16 protein-coding genes and 2 pseudogenes are annotated in these 20498 nt (G+C 69.8%); 4 read left to right on the top strand and 14 right to left on the bottom strand.

Annotated features, from left to right (window positions below; translation table 11 throughout):
• Positions 1-6 precede the first annotated feature (6 nt).
• The 9 genes from lepB to ffh all read right to left on the bottom strand — a co-directional run bounded on the left by lepB (position 7) and on the right by ffh (position 6925).
• On the bottom strand, positions 7-600 hold the full coding sequence (lepB, locus tag QZX79_RS12145; protein WP_294568527.1) for a signal peptidase I: 594 nt from the start codon (positions 598-600) through the stop codon (positions 7-9).
• Positions 601-688: 88 nt separating this feature from the next.
• Entirely contained in the window at positions 689-1048 is a 360-nt protein-coding gene (gene rplS / locus QZX79_RS12140; RefSeq protein ID WP_120165344.1) for a 50S ribosomal protein L19, read from the bottom strand.
• A gap of 206 nt (positions 1049-1254) precedes the next feature.
• Positions 1255-2052: a tRNA (guanosine(37)-N1)-methyltransferase TrmD gene (trmD, locus tag QZX79_RS12135; RefSeq protein ID WP_294568526.1), complete on the bottom strand. Its 798-nt coding sequence runs from the start codon at positions 2050-2052 to the stop codon at positions 1255-1257.
• Positions 2052-2669 (bottom strand): ribosome maturation factor RimM, encoded by a 618-nt coding sequence (gene rimM / locus QZX79_RS12130; RefSeq protein ID WP_294568525.1) that lies wholly within the window; start codon positions 2667-2669, stop codon positions 2052-2054. The genes trmD and rimM overlap by 1 nt, the downstream gene beginning before the upstream one ends.
• Positions 2670-2788: 119 nt before the next feature.
• Entirely contained in the window at positions 2789-3034 is a 246-nt protein-coding gene (locus QZX79_RS12125) for an RNA-binding protein (protein ID WP_120165341.1), read from the bottom strand.
• A 1-nt stretch (position 3035) separates the two neighbouring features.
• The gene (rpsP, locus tag QZX79_RS12120; protein ID WP_120165340.1) at positions 3036-3437 is read right to left on the bottom strand and encodes a 30S ribosomal protein S16; all 402 of its coding nucleotides are present in this window, start codon (positions 3435-3437) and stop codon (positions 3036-3038) included.
• A 130-nt stretch (positions 3438-3567) separates the two neighbouring features.
• The gene (locus QZX79_RS12115; protein ID WP_294568524.1) at positions 3568-4497 is read right to left on the bottom strand and encodes a VOC family protein; all 930 of its coding nucleotides are present in this window, start codon (positions 4495-4497) and stop codon (positions 3568-3570) included.
• A 45-nt stretch (positions 4498-4542) separates the two neighbouring features.
• Complete coding sequence (locus tag QZX79_RS12110) at positions 4543-5265, bottom strand: alpha/beta fold hydrolase (protein ID WP_294568523.1); 723 nt, start codon at positions 5263-5265, stop codon at positions 4543-4545.
• 79 nt (positions 5266-5344) lie between these two features.
• On the bottom strand, positions 5345-6925 hold the full coding sequence (gene ffh, locus QZX79_RS12105) for a signal recognition particle protein (protein WP_294568522.1): 1581 nt from the start codon (positions 6923-6925) through the stop codon (positions 5345-5347).
• A 128-nt stretch (positions 6926-7053) separates the two neighbouring features.
• On the opposite strand from ffh, the gene QZX79_RS12100 reads away from it, so the two are divergent.
• Positions 7054-8511 carry a glucose-6-phosphate dehydrogenase gene (locus QZX79_RS12100; RefSeq protein WP_294568521.1) on the top strand — a complete coding sequence of 486 codons (1458 nt, stop codon included), beginning with the start codon at positions 7054-7056 and terminating at the stop codon, positions 8509-8511.
• Positions 8512-8646: 135 nt separating this feature from the next.
• Here the strand turns inward: QZX79_RS12100 and QZX79_RS12095 are convergent, their stop codons facing one another.
• From QZX79_RS12095 to ftsY, 3 genes are all read right to left on the bottom strand, one after another.
• Positions 8647-8985, bottom strand: a complete 339-nt coding sequence (locus tag QZX79_RS12095; protein WP_120165335.1) for a P-II family nitrogen regulator — start codon at positions 8983-8985, stop codon at positions 8647-8649.
• Entirely contained in the window at positions 8982-10289 is a 1308-nt protein-coding gene (locus tag QZX79_RS12090) for an ammonium transporter (protein ID WP_294568520.1), read from the bottom strand. Before QZX79_RS12090 ends, QZX79_RS12095 begins: the two co-directional genes overlap by 4 nt.
• 219 nt (positions 10290-10508) lie before the next feature.
• Positions 10509-11705 (bottom strand): signal recognition particle-docking protein FtsY, encoded by a 1197-nt coding sequence (gene ftsY / locus QZX79_RS12085; RefSeq protein ID WP_294568519.1) that lies wholly within the window; start codon positions 11703-11705, stop codon positions 10509-10511.
• Between the two features lie 63 nt (positions 11706-11768).
• Between ftsY and QZX79_RS12080 the strand changes: the two genes are divergently transcribed.
• Positions 11769-13055 (top strand): MFS transporter, encoded by a 1287-nt coding sequence (locus QZX79_RS12080; RefSeq protein ID WP_294568518.1) that lies wholly within the window; start codon positions 11769-11771, stop codon positions 13053-13055.
• Positions 13056-13059: 4 nt separating this feature from the next.
• On the opposite strand, the gene smc is transcribed toward QZX79_RS12080, so the two are convergent.
• On the bottom strand, positions 13060-16698 hold the full coding sequence (gene smc / locus QZX79_RS12075; protein ID WP_294568517.1) for a chromosome segregation protein SMC: 3639 nt from the start codon (positions 16696-16698) through the stop codon (positions 13060-13062).
• Between the two features lie 226 nt (positions 16699-16924).
• Between smc and QZX79_RS12070 the strand changes: the two genes are divergently transcribed.
• On the top strand, positions 16925-17950 hold the full coding sequence (locus QZX79_RS12070) for a 3-oxoacyl-ACP synthase III (protein ID WP_294568516.1): 1026 nt from the start codon (positions 16925-16927) through the stop codon (positions 17948-17950).
• A pseudogene (locus tag QZX79_RS12065) lies at positions 17896-19176 on the top strand (alpha/beta fold hydrolase); the annotation flags it as partial. The gene QZX79_RS12070 and the pseudogene QZX79_RS12065, both read left to right, overlap by 55 nt.
• 162 nt (positions 19177-19338) lie before the next feature.
• Here QZX79_RS12065 and QZX79_RS12060 read toward each other — a convergent pair.
• A pseudogene (locus tag QZX79_RS12060) lies at positions 19339-20322 on the bottom strand (gamma-glutamyltransferase); the annotation flags it as partial.
• Positions 20323-20498: the final 176 nt, after the last annotated feature.

Raw genomic sequence — 20498 nt, 5'->3', positions numbered from 1 at the left:
CCCCGGTCAATCGATGGCACCGGCCCGGTCCAGCGGCCACACCAGGTGCTCCGCCCGCCCCAGGACGCGCTCCTCGGACACGAATCCGCCGCCCGGAGCGCCGAGCAGCGCACGCGAATCGGCCGATTCGGAACGGTGATCACCCATCACCCACAACCTACCCTCCGGAACGGTGACGTCGAAGGGAGTCTCGCTGGGCGCGTCGCCGACGGAGAGGTACGGCTCGTCGAGGGCCTTTCCATTGACGCTCACCCGGCCATCCTCTCCGCAGCATTCGACCCGGTCGCCGCCGACGCCGATGACCCGCTTGACGTAGACGGTATCCGACCCGCGCAGCCCAAGCCACTGCCCCACCATCCCTGCGGCCTTCTGGGCGGTGCTGCGCGGATCGCTGATCGGATCGAAGGACCCTCGGCCGTCAAAGACGATGACGTCGCCCCGCTGGATTGGCCGGTCGCCGAAGGTGCTCTTGCTGACCAGGATGCGGTCGCCCTGGCGCAGCAGGGGTTCCATGGAGGCCGACGGAATGAAGAACACGTCGATGACCACAGCCCGCAGGACGGAGGTGAGCACGATGGCGAGAATCAGGACCGGTAGCACAAAACGCCAGCCCCACACAGGAGACCGGCGTTTTGTGTGCTCCCGGGCCGTAGGCCCGGGAGCGTTGTCTTTCCGCACCAAAAACGGGTTACTTGACCGTCTTGGGATCGCGCTTTTCCTTGATCTTCGCTGCCTTGCCGCGCAGGTCGCGCATGTAGTACAGCTTGGCGCGGCGCACGTCACCCTTGGAGACGACCTCGATCTTGTCGAGGACCGGGGAGTGAACCGGGAAGGTACGCTCCACACCGACACCGAAGCTGACCTTGCGGACGGTGAAGGTCTCGCGGATGCCGTCACCCTGGCGTCCGAGCACGAAGCCCTTGAAGATCTGAACACGGGTGTTCTTGCCTTCAATGATGTTCACGTGGACGTTGATGGTGTCGCCGGCGCGGAAGTCCGGGATGTCGTTCCGGAGTGAACCGGCGTCGACCGAGTCGAGAATATGCATCTTTATACTCCTGGTGAACGCCACAGGTCATTCACGTTGGTCGCAGCGGTCAAGGCCGGTGAAGCAGGCAATTACCGCCGAAGAAAGTTAGCCGGCAGCACCGCTACCCGGGGCCGGCGTGCCGAGCTGTTGGCTGCGCTCCCCCTGTGGCAGGGGCGGGCCCAGCAGGCACAAGCCCCAATTATTCCATAGAGAACAGGCAGGGGCTAATCTGCGGCGTCCGGGCGGGGAACGAGCCGCCCGTCCACGATGTCGATGCCCGCATTGGCCAGGGCGGCACGGTCGGCCGCGGTGAGCGAGGGAACGTCGATGGCGTCCAGCAGGTCCGGGCGGCGGGCCGCCGTGCGGAGGAACTGCTCGGTGCGGCGGAACTCGGCGATCTTCGCGTGGTTGCCGCTGAGCAGCACGGGCGGGATGCCGCGGCCGCGCCAGAACGAGGGCTTGGTGTAGACGGGGTATTCGAGCAGCCCGTCGGCATGGGACTCCTCGACGAGGGATTCGGGGTTGCCCACGACGCCGGGGATGAGGCGGCCGACGGCCTCGACCATGGCGAGCACCGCCACCTCTCCCCCGTTGAGGACGTAGTCGCCGAGGCTGACCGGCAGCACGTCGAAGGACTCCGACGCCCACTCGAGCACGCGCTCGTCGATGCCTTCGTAGCGGCCGCAGGCGAAGACCAGGTGCTCGCGGGCAGCGAACTCGTGGGCCAGGGCCTGGTTGAACACCGTGCCGGCGGGCGAGGGCACCACCAGGAGCGGACGCGAGCCCGCCGGACTCTGCTCTCGAATCGAGAGAAGGGAAAGCGCCCACGGTTCGGGCTTCATGACCATTCCGGCGCCGCCCCCGTACGGGGTGTCGTCAACGGTGCGGTGCTTGTCGACGGTGAAGTCCCGCAGGTCGTGCACGTGCACATCGAGCAGGCCGTCCTTCCGGGCCCTGCCGATCAGGGAGACATCGAGGGCCGCCAGATACTCCGGGAAGATCGTGACGACGTCGACGCGCACTATCGGCCGTCCCCGGCCGCCCGGCTCGCTCCGTCGGGCAGTCCGTTGGCCTCGCCGTCGACCCCGCCGTCCAGCTCGTCCCCGTCATCCGGCGCGGAGTTGGAGCCGGGAAGGTTCAGCTCGAACAGGCCGGCGGGAGGATTCACGGTGACGAACCCCTCCTCGGGGTTCACCTCGGGGACGATCTCCCCGACGAACGGAACGAGGACTTCGTGGCCGTCGGTGAGTTCGACGACGAGCAGGTCCTGGACGGTCATGGTGCGAAGTGCGGTGACCTTCCCGACGACGTTCCCCTCGTGGCGCACGTCGAGCCCGACGAGCTCGTGTTCGTACCAGGCGTCATCGTCCTCATCGTCGGTGGTGTCGCTGTCGATGAACAGCGTGCCGCCGCGGAGCGTCTCGGCCGTATTGCGGTCGGGCACCTGCTCGAAGGCAACGATGAGGGTCTCTTTGTTCCAGCGGGCCTTGGCGACCGTCAGCTCGGGCAGCGTGATGCCCTCGGCCCGGAAGACCGCCCCGGGCTCAAAGCGGTCCTCGGGGGCGTCGGTGAACAGCTGGACGGTGACCTCACCCCGGATTCCGTGGGGCTTGCCGATCCTTGCGACGAGTACTTCCATGGTGCTGCTCCTGCGCTCCGGTGAGGGACATCGGGGGTGGAAAAATTCTGCGGCGAAACGGGTTCGGCCCCATCACCATCAACTGGTGAGGGGCCGAACGGTAAAGCAGGGGTGCGGGCTCAGGCGTGCCGGCGGTCGGTGTCGACGACGTCGACCCGGACCGGCTCGCCGTCCGCAAGTGCTGAAACGACGGTGCGCAGGGCGCGTGCCGTGCGGCCCTGGCGGCCGATGACACGGCCCAGGTCCTCCTGGTGGACCCTCACTTCGAGGGTCTCGCCGCGGCGGTTGCTCTTCGCGGACACCTGGACGTCGTCCGGGTGATCCACGATGCCGCGGACGAGGTGTTCCAGCGCTTCAGCAAGCAACTTACTCGGCCTCGGGTGCTTCCGCGGCCTCTTCGGCCTTCTTGGCCTTGGGGGTGATGGCCTCGGGGACGATCACTGAACCCTTTTCGGGAGCAACGAATGCTTCCTTGGGCGCCTTGGTCCGCAGAGTGCCTTCCTGGCCCTCGAGACCCTTGAACTTCTGCCAGTCACCGGTGATCTTCAGCAGTGCCGAGACCTGCTCGGTCGGCTGGGCGCCGACGCCGAGCCAGTACTGCGCACGGTCGGAGTTGATCTCGATGAACGAGGGCTCCTCGGTGGGGTTGTACTTACCGATTTCCTCGAGGGCACGGCCATCACGCTTGGCGCGTGCATCCATGACGACGACACGGTAGAAAGGTGCGCGGATCTTGCCCATGCGCTTGAGGCGAATCTTTACGGCCACTTGTGTGGTCACTCCTTGATAATGAAAGGGGCGAACCCGTCATCCTGCTCCCGTGGGGCGGGCCATTCGGAGGGGTTCAAAGGACACAATTCACGCACAGAGAGAGGGGCTGCACGGATCGAGTACGAATCTATTGTGCCAGACGGTGGGGTGTTTGGGCGATTCCTGCGGCGGGCGCGCCTACGGCGACCCGGATGCTGTTGTTCCAGGGGTCGCGGAAGCGCAGTTCCACCCCCGTGGAGTGCCGTTCGATGCCCGCGAACCGCAGCCGGTCGGCGAGTGCATCGACGTCGTCGGCGGCCGGCACGGTGATGAGGACCTCGCCGAGTCCGAGGGTGTCCTGCCGCGGCCCGGCCCCCCTGCTGTTCCAGACGTTCATCGCCATGTGGTGGTGGTAGCCGCCGGCGGATACGAAGAGGGCCTGCCCGTGCCAGCCGGCCGTGCGCTCGAAGCCGAGGGTGTCGACATAGAAGGCCTGCGCGGTGTCGATGTCCCCGACTTGGAGGTGGACGTGCCCGACGCCGGCGCCCGCCTTCCGCAGGCCGCCGGCGGCCGATTCGGTCAGGTGGTCGGTGAGGTACTGAGCCGGCGGCAGGGCCCGGTTGTCCATCACGACGCTCCGGGACGGGCCGGTGCCGGTCCATTGCCAGGTCGTCCGCGGCTTGTCGAAGTACAGTTCGATCCCGTTGCCTTCGGGGTCGGTGAAGTAGAACGCCTCGCTGACGAGGTGGTCGGCGCTCCCGACGAACCGGCTGTCCGGATGGCGTGCTGCGCTGGCCACTGTCGCAGCCAGGTCGGTCCGGCTGGCGAAGAGCAGTGCCGTGTGGAACAGGCCCGCCTCGGTGGGCGCCGGAAGGCGGAGCCCGGCGGCCGGGGAGAGATGGATCAGCGGGGTGGACCCGCGCCCCAGGTACAGCCCGGCCCGGTCACCGCCGTCCGGCCCGGCAAGCTGTACGAGGCCGAGGGCGTCGGTGTAGTAGCGGGCCATGGCGTCCAGGTTGCCAACCTTGAGCGTGACGGTTGCCATTCCGGTGTGCGGCGGCAGCAGATCGATGGTCATGGTGTCCTCCTAGGTAAGGTCCTTATGGAGTTAACACTTGAAGCTTCAACTTATTCCCGGAGGGGCGGGACGTTCGACAGCGGACGAGCGCAGAAAGTCCCGGACCACCCGGTCCCCTTCGTCGGTGTCGTGGGGGCGGTGGGCTCCGGGAGTGACGCGGTGCACGGCCCCGGTTCCCGCAAGGTAGCCCGCAACCTCCTCGTACAGCGGCTCCCATCCCCCGGTCAGCACCAGGGTGGGCACGCCCGGGACGATGTGCAGCGGCGCGGTCCACGGCGGGGCCTGCAGCCGCAGCCGCCGGGCGCTGCGGCGCTCGTCCTCAGTGGCGGGCTGCTCGGCCTCGGCCGCGAAGAGCAGCCGGACGAACTGCTTGAGGAACTGCTCGTCGGTGAGTTCGCTGCGCTGCTCGAACAGCGGGGTGACGAGTTCGATGTGGGCGGCCGTGACCGGCAGGTCGGCCGTGAGTGACAGGCACGCCGGTTCGATCAGGGTGAGCGAGCGGATCAGGTCGGGCCGCTCGACGGCGGTGATCATCGCCGAGATCGCGCCCTGGGAATGGGCCACCAGGTGGCCGCCGTCGCCGAGGGCCTCGGTGATGATCCGCTGGTCCTCGCCGTGGTCGGTCGGCAGCGGCTCGGCCTCGGCGTCGAAGCCGTGCCGGCGCAGGAACAGGCAGTCATAGCGAAGCGCCAGTCCGTGCTGCCGCGGCCAGGCGGCCGCACCAAACGAGCCGCTGCCATGGACAAAGACAATGCGTTCCTGCGTCATGCTGCCAATCTGTTGCCGTCAGCCCGTGCCGCGGCCCGCCGGCGGTGCGGCAGGCCGGGCCTGCGGCCGGGGTCGGGTGCTACTTGCCGAGGAACTTCTCGAAGCCCTTGGGCAGGTTCAGCGACGCCGGGTCGAAGTCGCCGGCGTTTCCGAACGCCGCACCGGTCGGTGCGGCGCTGCGGGCCGCGCTGCGCCGGGCCTCGGCTGCCGCAAGTTCCTGGGCGGCCTTCGCGGGGTTTCCCGAGCGGGCCTTCTTCTTGCCCTTGGCCGCGGCGGCCTTCTTGCGCTGGCCGCCGAACCCTCCGGGACCGGCCATCCCCGGCATGCCCGGAATGCCGCCGCCCGAGGCCATCTTGCGCATCATCTTCTGGGCCTGGCCGAACCGCTCAAGCAGCCCGTTGACCTCGGAGACGTGCACGCCCGAACCGCGGGCGATGCGTGCCCGGCGTGAACCGTTGATGATCTTCGGCGCGAGGCGCTCGTGCGGGGTCATCGACCGGACGATCGCTTCGACCCGGTCGATCTCGCGCTCGTCGAAGTTTTCGAGCTGCTCGCGCATGCCGGCGGCGCCGGGCATCATCATGAGCATCTTCTTCATCGAGCCCATGTTGCGGATCTGCTGCATCTGGGCAAGGAAGTCGTCGAGGGTGAAGTCCTCCTGGTCGGCGAACTTCTTCGCCATCCGTGCTGCTTCGTCCTTGTCCCACGACTGCTCGGCCTGCTCGATCAGGGTCAGGATGTCGCCCATGTCGAGAATGCGCGAGGCCATGCGGTCGGGGTGGAACAGCTCGAAGTCCCCGAGGCCCTCGCCGGTGGAGGCGAACATGACGGGCTTGCCCGTGACCGAGGCGACCGAGAGGGCGGCACCGCCGCGTGCGTCGCCGTCGAGCTTGGTCAGCACGACGCCGGTGAAGTTGACGCCTTCATCGAACGCGAGCGCGGTGTTCACCGCGTCCTGGCCGATCATGGCGTCGATGACGAAGAGCACCTCGTCGGGGCTGATCGCGGCACGGATGTCAGCGGCCTGCTGCATCAGTTCGGCGTCGACGCCGAGCCGTCCGGCGGTGTCAACGATGACGACGTCGTGGAGTCGAGTACGGGCCTCGGCCACGCCCTGGCGGGCGACGGCGACGGGGTCCCCGGTGGCGGCCTCGAATTCGGAGCTGACCCCGGGGTGCGGTGCGTACACCGGGACGCCGGCCCGCTCTCCGTTGACCTGGAGCTGGCGCACAGCGTTCGGGCGCTGCAGGTCGGCGGCGACCAGCAGGGGGCTGTGGCCCTGGCCCTTGAGCCACTTCGCGAGCTTCCCGGCCAGGGTGGTCTTACCTGCGCCCTGCAGACCGGCGAGCATGATCACCGTCGGCGGCGTCTTGGCCAGCCGGATCCGGCGGGTCTCCCCGCCGAGGATGCCCACCAGCTCCTCGTTGACGATCTTCACGACCTGCTGGCCCGGGTTCAGGGCCTGGGACACCTCGAGTCCGAGCGCGCGCTCCTTGACGCTGGCGGTGAAGGCACGCACCACGGGAACGGCGACGTCGGCGTCAAGCAGGGCCCGGCGGATTTCCCGGACCGTCGCGTCGATATCTGCTTCGGTCAGGCGCCCCTTGCCGCGGAGGTTTTTGAACGTCGCGGTCAACCGGTCGGAGAGTGAATTGAACACAGGCCGTGAACTACTTTCATCGGAGGTTGGAAAGACTCAATCTCAAGGGTACCAAGGAGGCTACGGAAGCGGGTCCGCCGGGCGCCCGACTGCGAGACATGGGCGCCCGAAAGTGGCAGGGTGTAGGGGTGAATACTTCTTCCCTTACAGAACCCGGAACGGTTGCCGTCACGGCCGATACGCGCGTCCGGACGCTCCTGATCCTCGGCGCCTCCGGCGACCTCACCGGCAGGCTCCTGCTGCCCGGACTCGGCCGGCTGATCCGAACCGGCCGGGCCAAGGGGCTCACCCTCGTCGGAGCCGGGTCGGATCCCTGGGATAACGAAAAGTGGCGTGCCCGGATCGACGAGTCCTTCGCCGCGGCGATTGAGACAAGCGGTGAGCAAGGCAGGCGGGCCCTGCAGGAGGTGCGGGACACGAGCACCTACCACCACATCGACGTCACGGCCGGAGGGGTGCTCACCGAGCTCGTCGCCTCCCTCGAAGGTCCCGTCGCGATCTACTTCGCCCTTCCCCCGACGGTGAGCCAGCTGGCCTGCACCGCCGCCGCCCAGTTCGGCCTTCCGGCAGATACACGGCTGGTGATGGAGAAGCCGTTCGGCACCGACCGGGAATCGGCCCACCAGCTCAACCTCGGCCTCGCCAAACTGGTCCCGGAGCACAACATCCACCGGGTCGACCACTTCCTCGGCAAGGCCACGGTGTTCAACATCCTGGGCATGCGCTTCGCCAACCGGATCCTCGAGCCGGTCTGGAACAACCTCCACATCGACAAGGTCGAGGTGATCTTCGACGAGGACCTGGCCCTGGAGAACCGCGCCCGCTACTACGACCGCGCCGGCGCGCTGCGCGACATGATCCAGAGCCACCTGCTCCACGTCATGGCGCTGCTGGCCCTCAACGCCCCCTCCACACTCCACGAGCGCGACCTCCGTGACCACATCGGGTCGGCGCTTCGCGCCAGCTCGATCGACATGAGTGTTCCGGGCAGCAGCCGCCGCGCACGGTACACCGCCGGCAGCATCAAGGGCCGCGAGGTGCCCGACTACACGGCGGAGCCCGGCGTCGACGGCTCCCTGGGCACCGAGACCCTCGCCGAGGTGACCGTCTCCATCAACAACGACCGGTGGGCGGGCGTGCCGTTCATCCTCCGGTCGGGCAAGGCCCTCGGAGTGAAGCGCAAGGAGGCCCTCATCACCTTCAAACCGGTGAACCACCTCCCGCATGGTTTCACCGGGATGGATACCCCCACGCGCCTGCGCATCGGGTTCGGCCCCGACACGCTTCAGCTCGACCTGGACGTCAACGGCCCCGGCGACATGTTCTCCCTCGACCGCGCGACCCTGACGGCCGAACTGAACGCCACGGACCTGCTGCCCTACGGCGAGGTCCTTGACGGGGTGCTCTCCGGCGACCCGACGCTGTCGGTGCGCAGCGACATCGCCGAGGACTGCTGGCGCATCGTCGAGCCGGTGCTTGCGGCGTGGGCCGCCGGTGAGGTGCCCCTCGAGGAGTACCCCGCCGGAACCCAGGGCCCGACGTCGTGGGAGACCTCGAAGCTGGACACTCCGCTGCCGGGCGCCTGACGGCGGGGGCTCGCCCCGACGGCTGGCCACCGCAGACAAAAGGAGGCACCCCCGGCCGGGGGTGCCTCCTTTTGGGTGCCTGCTGACTTATCCAGTGCCGTAGGACCTATTCGGTGCCGGTTGACGGCGGAGGGTTCAGAGCGCCGCCTCGCCGCGCTCCCCCGTGCGGACGCGGACGGCGTCCTCGACGGGGATGACCCAGACCTTGCCGTCGCCGGCGCTTCCGGTGTTCGCGGTCGAGACGAGTACGTCGACGATGTCGCGGACCCACTCGTCGGAGACGAGCACCTCGACCCGCGCCTTGGGGAGCAGGTCCACCGTGTACTCCGCACCCCGGTAGACCTCGGTGTGCCCGCGCTGCCTGCCGTAGCCGCTGGCCTGGCTGACCGTCAGGCCCTGCACGCCGTAGGTCTCAAGGGCGCCGCGCACATTGTCGAGTTTGTCCGGTCGGACAATCGCTGTCACCAGTTTCATGAGTTCACGCTCTCCGTCTGCTCGATGGTCTTCTTGTCACGGAACTGGTCGGCGAACGGGTGGAAGGACCCGCCGACGCCGAGGCCGCCGAACTCGTAGGCCGTCTCCGCGTGCTCGGACAGGTCGACGCCGGCCACCTCGTTGTCGGAGGTGATGCGGAACCCGATGGTCCGGTGGATGGCCACGCCGATCAGTGCGGTCATGACGGCCGACAGCGTGATGGCGACGAGGACCGAGACGAGCTGGGCGACGAGCTGCGCGGCTCCGCCTCCGTAGAACAGGCCGCCGCCGGCGCCGTCCACCGGAAGGGCGATGAAGCCGAGGGCCACGGTGCCGGTGACGCCGGCCACCAGGTGCACCGCGACCACGTCGAGGGAATCATCGAAGCCGAGGCGGTACTTGATGCCCACGGCGAGCGCGCACAGCAGCCCTGCGACGAGGCCGAGGCCGATCGCGCCGATCGGGCTCACGTTGGCGCAGGCGGGGGTGATGGCGACAAGGCCCGCCACGATCCCTGATGCTGCCCCAAGGGAGGTGGGCCGTCCGTCGCGGAAGCGCTCGGTGACCAGCCAGCCGACCATCGCGGCAGCGGGGGCGGCCATGGTGTTGATCCAGATCAGCCCGGCCTCCTCGGCCGTTGACGCCGCGCCGCCGTTGAAGCCGAACCAGCCGAACCACAGGAGGGCGGCGCCGAGCATCACCAGGGGGATGTTGTGGGGGCGCTGCGCCGGGTCCTTGCCGAAGCCCTGGCGCTTGCCCAGGATCACTGCGAGCACCAGCGCCGCGACGCCTGCACTGATATGCACCACGGTGCCGCCGGCGAAGTCGATCGCCTCACCCACGGCGCCGCCGATGAGGCCGTCGGCGCTCAGGAGCCCGCCGCCCCACACCATGAAGGCGAGCGGGCAGTAGACAAGGGTGACCCAGATGGGGACGAACAGCGACCACGCGCCGAACTTCGCCCGGTCGGCAATCGCGCCGCTGATCAGGGCGACGGTGATGATCGCGAACGTCACACCGTAGCCGGCGCCGATCAGATCCTCGGTGCCGATCAGGTCCTGAAGCCCGAACGAGGCGAAGGTATTGCCGAAGAGCTGGGCCACTCCGTCCCCGCCGGTCATTGAGTAGCCCCACAACACCCAGACGATTCCCACGAGGCCCACCGCGATGAAGCTCATCATCATCATGTTCAGGGCGGCCTTCGCGCGGGTCATGCCGCCGTAGAAGAAGGCTAGACCCGGCGTCATAAGCAGTACCAGGGCGGCCGAAACCATGACCCAGACGTGACCTGCTGTCAGATCCATTTTCACGTCCTCTCAGAGGTGGCGGGCACTTCCCGCTCCTCAAGAGTGACGTGCCGGTGTTTCCGGGCATGAGGGTTTAGGTTTCGCGCAGGTTACTGGTTCCGCGCCCACGTAAAAGGGCGGTGACGGCCGTGTTTCGGTGGTGTTTCCCACCGCACCACGGGCCGTCCCGCCCTGGGCCCGGCGGCGCTCCCCGAAGCCGGGGAGCGCCGCGCGGCTCTAGTTAAGGAGGGCGTCCACGAAGCTTTCGGCCTCGAAGGGCGCCAGGTCGTCGGCGCCCTCGCCGAGGCCCACCAGCTTCACGGGTACGCCGAGGCTGCGTTGGATGGCGACGACGATGCCGCCCTTGGCGGTGCCGTCGAGCTTGGTGAGGACGATGCCGGTGACGTTGACGACCTCGGAGAACACCTTTGCCTGGTTGAGCCCGTTCTGACCGGTGGTGGCGTCAAGGACGAGGAGCACCTCATCGACGGTGCCCTGCTTCTCGATGACCCGCTTGACCTTCCCGAGTTCATCCATCAGGCCGACCTTGTTCTGCAGGCGTCCGGCGGTGTCGATCATCACGACGTCGACCTCCTGGTCGATCCCGGCCTTGACCGCCTCGAAGGCGACCGAGGCGGGGTCGGCGCCGTCGATGTCGGACTTCACGGTGGGCACCCCGACGCGCTGGCCCCAGGTGGCGAGCTGCTCGGCGGCGGCGGCACGGAAGGTGTCGGCCGCGCCAAGGAGCACGTCCTTGTCCTCGGCGACGAGCACCCGGGCGAGCTTGCCCACGGTGGTGGTCTTGCCCACACCGTTCACGCCCACGACCAGGACGATGGCCGGGCGGTCGAGGTGGCGATCGGTTGCCAGCGACCGGTCCATGGTGGGGTCGACGAGCTTGATGAGCTCCTCGCGGAGCATCTCCTTGACCTCTTCGGGGCTGCGGCTGCCCGAGACCTTGACGCGGGCGCGCAGCGCGTCGACCAGTTCGGTGGTGGGCTCGGTGCCGAGGTCGGCCAGCAGGAGGGTCTCCTCCACCTCATCCCAGACGTCCTCGTCGATCTTGTCCCGCGACAGCAGCGCCAGCAGGCCCTTGCCCAGGGCGGTGTTGGAGCGCACCAGCCGGGCGCGGAGCCGGGCCAGCCTGCCCTGCACCGGCTCCGGCCGCTCGGTGGTCGGTAGCTCAATGACGGCCTCGTCGAGTCCGCTGAGATCGTCGGGGACGACGACGCCCGGGGTGGTCGCCAGTTCGCCGTCGACAAGGTCAACGGAGGTCGCCCCGTGAACGTCGAGACCGCCCCTGTCATCGGCATCCCGAATCGTCGGGTAGGCCCCGGGAGGCGTGCGGCGCCCCTTGAGCAGCAGGACGGCGGCGGAGCCGACGACTGCGATGGCGATCACGAAAAAGATTACGATCTGGAGAGTCTCATTCACTGTTCCAGCTTCTCACACGAGGCGATTGAGCATCCGGCCGCCTGCAGTGGAAGACTCCTTCCTATGGTTCGAAATCCCCAGCGCCCCGGCCTTCGCAGGCTGCTTCCCTTCCCTCCGGCCGGCCGGCCCATCCGCAAGGAGCAGGAGCGGATTCCGCGCGAAATCAAGGTGCTGATCGCCTCCGCGTTCGTCATCGCCATCGGCTTCGGGCTCGTCGCCCCGGTGCTCCCCCAGTTCGCGCAGAGCTTCGATGTGGGAGTCACCGCCGCCTCGGTGATTGTCAGTGCCTTTGCCTTCACCCGGCTCATCTTCGCCCCGGCCGGCGGCCGGCTGATCGAGCGTCTCGGCGAGCGGCCGGTGTACGTGGTGGGTCTGCTGATCGTGGCGCTGTCGACGGCGGCGTGCGCCTTCGCGGAAAACTACTGGCAGCTGCTGATCTTCCGCGGGCTCGGCGGCATCGGCTCGACCATGTTCACCGTCTCCGCGCTGGGCCTGATCGTCCGCCTGGCGCCGGCCGGAATCCGGGGGCGGATTTCGAGCGCCTATGCATCGGCCTTCCTGCTCGGCAGCATCGGCGGCCCGATTCTCGGCGGGCTGCTGGCCGGCTTTGGGCTGCGGGTTCCCTTCCTTGTCTATGCGGGGGCGTTGCTGATCGCTTCCGCCGTCGTGTTCTTCCAGCTCAAGGACACCCAACTCGGGGACCGGCGGGCCGGAGCCGCCCAGTCGGTGCTCACGGTGCGGGAAGCCCTCAAGGACTCGGCGTACCGGGCGTCGCTGCTGTCGAGCTTCGCCAACGGCTGGTCCTCCTTCGGTGTGCGGCTGGCCCTGGTTCCGCTGTTCGCTACCGTCGTGCTCGACGCCGGCCCCGGCATCGCGGGCATCTCGCTCGCGTTCTTCGCCGGCGGGACGGCCCTGGCCCTGACGGTGTCGGGCCGCCTCGCCGACACCTGGGGGCGCCGCCCGATGCTCCTCATCGGCCTGGCCGTCAACGGTCTCGCCATGGCCGCCCTCGGGTTCGCCGGAAACGTCCCGGTCTTCCTTGCCATCTGCGTCATCGGCGGCGTGGGCGCCGGCATCCTGAACCCGGCCCAGCAGGCCGTGGTGGCCGACGTCGTCGGCAGCGAGCGCAGCGGCGGGAAGGTCCTTGCGGTCTTCCAGATGGCCAGCGACACCGGGGCCATCTTCGGGCCCATCCTCGCCGGCATCATCATCGACCAGCTCCCCTCCGGGTCCTTCGCGCTGGCGTTCGTGGTGACCGGGGCGCTGACCGCGGCGGCCTTCGTGCTGTGGCTCGGCTCCCGGGAGACGCTCCCCGCCCGCGGCTCGGCCGCACCGCCGACGGCGGCCTGACGGCTCAGGCGCCCACCAGCCGCTGGCTGATCACCGCCGAGACGCCGTCTCCGCGCATCGACACCCCGTAGAGGGCGTCGGCGACCTCCATGGTGCGCTTCTGGTGGGTGATGATGATCAGCTGGCTCGACTCCCGGAGCTCCTCGAAGATGGAGAGCAGCCGGCCCAGGTTCGTGTCGTCAAGGGCGGCCTCCACCTCGTCCATCACGTAGAACGGCGAGGGCCGGGCCCGGAAGATCGCCACCAGCAGGGCGACGGCGGTCAGCGAGCGCTCACCGCCGGAGAGCAGCGACAGCCGCTTGATGCGCTTGCCGGCGGGCCGGGCCTCCACCTCGATCCCGGTGGCGAGCATGTCCCCGGGGTCGGTCAGCACCAGCCTTCCCTCGCCGCCGGGGAAGAGCCGCCCGAAGACGTGCTCGAACTGGACGGCGGTGTCGCGGTAGGCGGCGGTGAACACCTCCTCCACCCGCTCGTCGACCTCGCGGATGATGTCGAGGAGATCCTTGCGCGTGGCCTTGAGGTCCCCCAGCTGGGTGCTGAGGAAGGTATGGCGTTCCTCGAGGGCGGCGAACTCCTCGAGCGCGAGCGGGTTGACCTTCCCGAGTGCGGCCAGGTCACGCTCGGCTCGCCGGAGCCGCTTTTCCTGCTCGGTCCGCACGAAGGGCACACCCTCGGCGATAACGCGGCCGTCGTCGTCCACCGGAAGCCGCAGTTCGGCCCACTTGTCCTCCGGCGCCGTGGCCGAGGGGACGGGCAGGTGCGGCCCGTATTCGGCCGTCAGGTGTTCGGGGGTGAGCCCAAGTTCTTCGACCGAACGGTTCTCCAGCGCCTCGATGCGCAGGCGCTGGCCGGCCCGCACCAGTTCGTCGCGGTGCAGGGCGTCGGTCAGGCGGGCCAGTTCGGCCACCAGCGCCTCATAAGCCGCCCGGGCCTGGCCCAGCTGGGCCTCGGTGTCCGCCGCACGCCGCTCGGCGGCCGCCCTGAGCCGCTCCGCCGCGGCGATCGAAGCGGCGATGAACTCGAGCACCGTGCCCGCCGCAGCAGCGACGGCCCGGGCCCGGGCCGCCTGCGCCTGCCGGATACGGGCCCGCTCGGCCGCCTGCAGGCGTGCCTGCCGTTCGCTGGCCGCGGCGCGCTCGAGGGAGGCGGCCCGGCTGGCGAGCGCGTGGAGCTGCTCCTCGGCGCTCCTCAGCGTGAGCCGGGCGTCCATCTCGGCCTGGCGTGCGGCTCCGGCGGCGGCGGAGAGCCGGTCCCGCACCTCGGTCGAGGGGTCCGGGTCATCCGGCAGCTCCTGGACCGCGGCGAGCCGCTCTTCGGCGTCCTTGAGCTTCGTGCGCTCGAGCCCGAGCGTTCCCTCGGCGGTTTGGGCGAGCTTCCGGAGACGGTCGGCCTCCCCACCGGCGGAGCGCACGGCCGAACCGAGCTGACCGAGTTTCTCCTCGACGGCCGAGAGGCGCGCGTCGGACTCGTGGAGCTTCTCCAGCGCCGCGGCGGCGCGTTCCGCGGCGAGCTGTTTCTGCACTGCCGCGTCGGCGAGCCTGCGCGTGATGTCCTCCGCCTGGGCTGACGCGTGCTCCAGCCGCCGGGTCGTCTCCTCGACGGCCGCCTGGATCTCCAGCAGGCTCGGAGCTCCGGGCGAACCGCCCCGGGCCGTGGAGGCCGACACGGTGTCGCCGTCCCGGGTGACAGCGGTCAGGCCCGGCTGGCGCTGCACGGCCGCGTGCGCCGCATCGAGGTCCTCGACGACGACAACCCCGTCCAGCACCGCCGCGAGCGAATGCCGCAGAGCCGGGGCCGCGGAGAGGAGATCCAGGACGTACCGCGCACCGGCAGGCAGGGCGACTGCCGCTCCGGCCGTCGAGCCGGTGTCCGGGCCGGCGCCTGCCAGTTCGGAACCGGAGGACAGTGCCGCCTTCCCGCCGGAACCTGCAGGACCGGCGACGACGACGGCCACCTGCCCGGCGTCGTCCTCCTTCATCCGGCGCAGCGCCGCCACGGCGGTGCCCGCATCGGCAACGGCGACGGCGTCGGTGAGGCCCGCGAGGGCCGCGGCGACGGCGGTTTCGTAGCCCGGTTCGACCCGGATCAGTCCGGCGAGCGGCTCTCGAACCCCGGGAATCCCGGCAGCCAAGAGCGCCTGTGAGCCGTCCCGCTGCCGCAGGCCCTCCGACTGCGCCCCGCGGCGTGCGGCCAGGGCGTCCCGCTCGCGTTCGGCGGCACGGCCGCTTTCATCCAGGGCCGTTGTGATCCCCGCGAGCCGTTCGAGCTCGGCCTGAGCATCTTCGTAGGCTGCATCCAGGCCCTCCTCGCCGTCCACGGCGCCGGCCACCTGCTCTTCCAGGGCGGCGAACTCACGTTCGGCCGCTTCCTGCCGCGCCAGCGCCTCGGCGATGGAGCCGCCGAGGCGGCCCAGTTCGGCCTCGACCGATTCGACCCGCGACCGGGCCGCTCCCACCTGGCCGGCGAGGCGGGCCACCCCTTCCCGGCGGTCGGCTGCGGCGCGCAGCAGCGCCGTCAGTCGCTTCTCCTCGGCCGCGGCAGCCTCCTCCGCTTCCGCCCGGCCGACGATGGCCGATTCGAGTTCCCGGGCGTTCTCCCGGATCTGGGCCTTGAGCTCCTCCTCCTCGGCCCGAAGCCGGCGGGCCTGCCGGTCGAGTTCGTCGGGGTCCCTGCCCCGGTCGGGGGCGGCGGCCGGCACGCCGAGCAGCTTGGAGCGTTCGGCCGCGAGGGCCTGAAGCGACCGGTACCGCTCGGCGACGGCCGTGAGCCGGTACCAGTCGTCCCGCGCCCGGGCCAGGGCCGGTGCGGCCTCGGCGGCGAGCCGCTCGAGTCCGCCCTGACGTTCCCGCTGCGCCTCGAGGAGGGCTTCGACCTCGGCATGACGCTGGCGGGCCGCCGTTTCGTCCGCCGCCTCCCGGGCGAGTGTCTCCTGCAGCTGGACCAGTTCGTCGGCGAGCAGCCGCGCCCGCGCGTCGCGGACCTCGAACTGCACCTGCTGGGCCCGGCGGGCCACCTCGGCCTGCTTGCCCAGCGGCGTCAGCTGCCGGCGCAGCTCCGCCGTCAGGTCGGTCAGGCGCGCGAGGTTCGCTTCCATCGACTCGAGCTTCCGCACGGTCTTCTCGCGGCGGCGGCGGTGCTTGAGGATGCCCGCTGCCTCCTCGATGAAGCCCCGGCGTTCCTCGGGGGTTGCGTGGAGGACCTTATCGAGCTGGCCCTGGCCGACAATGACGTGCATTTCCCGGCCCAGACCCGAATCCGACAAAAGCTCCTGAATGTCAAGTAACCGGCAATTCCTGCCATTGATCGCGTATTCCGATCCGCCCGAGCGGAAAAGCGTACGGGAAATCGTCACCTCGGAATATTCGATCGGCAGTGCGCCGTCGGCGTTGTCGATGGTGAGGGTGACCTGGGCCCGGCCCAGCGGCGGCCGCCCCGCCGTGCCCGCGAAGATGACGTCCTCCATCTTGCCGCCGCGCAGGGTTTTGGCGCCCTGTTCGCCCATCACCCACGCCAGCGCGTCCACGACGTTCGACTTGCCGGATCCGTTGGGTCCGACGACCGCCGTGACGCCCGGCTCGAAGTCGAACGTCGTCGCTGATGCGAACGACTTGAAGCCTCGCACGGTTAGACTCTTCAAATGCACAGTGGTCAGGTTCTCCAAAGGGGGCGGGTCTTCCCAATCTACTGCGTGTAGCACGGTTCGACGCGCATCCGCCGCGACCGTGTGCGAACAAAAAAGGAACCACTTGGAGGAATACCAAGTAGGCTTTCCAAAGGTTCGGAAGCATCCCAAGGCGCCCCGGCACGACCTCCAAGGTGGTATTTTCCCCCTTGGATCGGGGCGTTCATCAGTTGACGAGGCAGGAAATTTGACCGGTAACGCGACGTTTCGACATGAAAATACGGCTCTGCTCGCCGTCACGAGCGTGGAGGCGCCGGTAGTCGTCAGTTCCGCGGAATTCGACGAGCGGCTGGCCCCGAGCCTGAAGCGCCTTCGGCTCTCCAAGAGACTGCTCGAGCGGGTAGCCGGCGTCACCGAACGCCGCTGGTGGTCCCCCGGCACCGCCTTCGACGACGCCGCCATCGAGGCGGGTGCGAAGGCCATGGCGGAGGCGGGCATCGAACCCGGCGAGGTGGGGCTGCTCATCAACACCTCGGTCACCCGGCGGAACCTTGAGCCCTCGGTCGCAGTGAAGATCCACCACTCCCTCGGGCTTCCCTCCTCGGCGATGAACTTCGACGTCACCAACGCCTGCCTCGGCTTCGTCAACGGCATGACCCTGGCCGCCAACATGATCGACTCGGGCCAGATCAAGTACGCCCTGATCGTGGCCGGCGAGGACGCCCAGGGCACCCAGGAGGCGACGTTCAACCGGCTGAACCGGCCCACCTCCACCCGGGAGGACTTCCTCAGCGAGTTCGCCACCCTGACCCTTGGCTCCGGTGCGGCAGCGGCCGTGATCGGCCCGGCCGACCTGCACCCGGGCTCCCACCGCATCCTGGGCGGCGTTTCCCGGGCCGGGACCCAGCACCACGAACTGTGCGTCGGCGGGGTCGACGGGATGTACACCGACACCAAGGGGCTGCTCGACGGCGGGCTCGAACTGGTGGTCGACGCCTGGCACGAAGCGCAGACGGACGGATGGAAGTGGGACTCGATGGACCGCTATGTCACCCATCAGGTCTCCAACTCCTACACGAACGCCATCATCAAGGCCGTGAACCTGGTGCGTGAGCGGGTGCCCATCACCTTCCCCCGCTGGGGGAACGTGGGGCCCGCGTCCCTGCCGATGACTTTGGCGCAGGAAAGCCAGTCCCTCAACGCCGGGGACCGGGTGCTGTGCCTCGGTGTGGGCTCGGGGCTCAATACCTCAATGATGGAGATTGCGTGGTAGCTCTCCCCGGCGTTGACCCCTCGTGGTCGACGTATCTCGACGTGCCTTCGTCGGCTCCCGCCGACAATCCCGGAACCGTCCGCACCTGGCACTACCTCGACAACGCCGCCGCCCTCCGGGAGTCCGGCACCGAGGTCCGCGGAACCCTGCTGTGCGTCCACGGCAATCCCACCTGGTCCTACCTGTGGCGCACGCTGCTGCCCGCCGGAACGGAGGCCGGCTGGCGCGTCGTCGCCGTTGACCAGCTCAACATGGGCTTCTCCCAGCGGACCGGAGTCTTCCGGCGCCTTGCCGACCGCGTCACCGACCTCGAGGATTTCGCCGCCGCGGCCGACCTGCGCGGCCCCCTGGTCACCGTCGGGCACGACTGGGGCGGCGTCGTCAGCCTCGGCTTCGCCCACCGCAACCGGTCCCGCCTGGCCGGGGTGGTCCTGACCAACACCGCGGTGCACCAGAACCCGTCCCGGCCCCTGCCCGCTCCCCTGCGCCTTGCCCTGCTTCCCCCGGTGCGCCGGACCGGAACGCAGACGACCACGGCGTTCCTCGACATCACCCACTCCCTGGCCCGGCCGAAGCTCGCCCCTGAGGTCCGGGACGCCTTCCGCGCGCCCTACCGCACCGGGGAATCGCGGAAGGGCATCGCCGACTTCGTCGCCGACATTCCCCGCGACCGGTCCCACCCGAGCTTTCCGGCCCTGACGGAGATCGCCGAGGGGATCCGCACCCTGGACGTTCCCTCGCTGCTCCTGTGGGGTCCGCACGATCCGGTCTTCACGGAGACCTACCTGGAAGACCTCACCCGCAGGCTGCCGCATGCCGACGTCCACCGCTTCGAGGACGCCGGCCACCTTGTCCAGGAGGACGCCGACGTCGCCGGGACACTCTTCTCCTGGCTCCGCCGGCGGGACGTGGCGGCGGACAGCACCACAGGCACCGGGGCCACTTCCGACGCGGGCAGGGTTTCGCGTTCCGGAGACGCCGATGACCGCGCCTTCACCCCCCTGGAGACCCGCCTCACCGAAGCCGCGGCCGCCGACGGTTCGTCGCTGGCCATTGCCGAGATGGACGCCGGGCGGATGCGCCGCTCAATGAGCTGGGCCGGGCTGGAGACCGACATCGCCGCCGTCGCCGCGGGGCTCGCCCGCTCCGGCCTGGGCGCCGGCAGCAGGATCAGCCTGATGGTTCCGCCGGGGGTTGACCTCACCGTCCTGATCTACGCCTGCCTGCGGATCGGCGCAGTGATCGTGGTCGCCGACGCGGGACTCGGTGCCCGTGGGCTCTCCCGCGCCGTCGGAGGTCACCGCGGGCCGGGCGCCGCCGGCGGTCGCCTGCCGGGGCAGGCGCGGCTCGCGGCCGTCCGGGCTCCCGGGGCGCAGCTCCAGCGAGGCGGCGTCGCCGACCAGCGCGCGGCGCTCGTCGGCGTACGCGGTCGACAGCAGCGTGGGCAGCGGGACGTCGACGGCCGCAGGGTCGCCGTACCACGCCTCCCGGTCGGCGAACGCGAGCTTGCCGCACTCGACGACGGTGTGGACCATGTCGAGGGACAGGTGACCCATCGCGGCCAGGTCGTAGCCGGCGAGCAGCTGCAGCTGCTGCAGCAGCACCGGGCCCTGCCCCCACGGCCCGGTCTTGTGCACCGTGAGGCCGGCGTAGTCGACCGACACCGACGGCTCGACCGTCGGCTGCCAGCGGGCGAGGTCGTCGCCGGTCAGCAGGCCGCCGTGCCGCTCTCCGGAGGTGTCCATGACCTCCTGCGTGGCGCACCACTCGGCGATCGCCTCGGCGACGAAGCCGCGGTAGAAGACGTCGCGGGCCCCGGCGATCTGCTCCTCGCGGCCGCTCGCCGCCGCCTCGGCCTCGGCGAGGACGCGGCGCCAGGTCTCGGCGAGCACGGGGTTGCGCGAGCGGGACCCGGCCGCAGGCACCTCGCCGCCGGGCAGCCAGGTCGCCGCCGACGTGGGCCACTCGTCGCGGAACAGCTGCTCGACCCTCGCGACCGTCGTCGCCGTGGAGGCGAGCAGCGGGAAGCCGTCGGCGGCGTACGCGATCGCCGGCTCGAGCACGTCGCGCAGGCGCCAGGTACCGCGCTGCTCGAGCAGCAGCGTCCAGGCCCCGAAGGCGCCGGGGACGACGGCGGCCAGCAGCCCGGTGCCCGGGACGAGGTCCAGGCCGAGCTCGCGGAAGCGCTCGAGCGTGGCGGCCTGCGGGGTCGGGCCCTGGCCGCAGTAGACCTGCACGTCGCCGTCGGGGCCGGCCACCATGAGCGGCACGTCGCCGCCGGGTCCGTTGAGGTGCGGCTCGACCACCTGCAGCACGAACGCGGTGCTGACGGCGGCGTCGACGGCGTTGCCGCCGCGCTCGAGCACCGACATGCCGACGGCGCTGGCCAGCCAGTGGGTGGAGGCGACCATCCCGAAGGTGCCGGTCAGCTCGGGGCGGGTCGTGAACATGCAGGAGTCCGATCGGTGGCAGGGGGTCGTGCGGGGCGGTTCAGCGCTCGTGCGCGACGGCGCCCTGCGCGGCGGCGGCGGCCGCCACGTCCGGGGCA

The sequence above is a fragment of the uncultured Arthrobacter sp. genome (assembly GCF_902805515.1).
Lineage (GTDB): Bacteria > Actinomycetota > Actinomycetes > Actinomycetales > Micrococcaceae > Arthrobacter_D.
The sequence above is the reverse complement of the archived record's forward strand: the minus strand, read 5'-3'. Positions and strand labels throughout refer to the sequence as shown.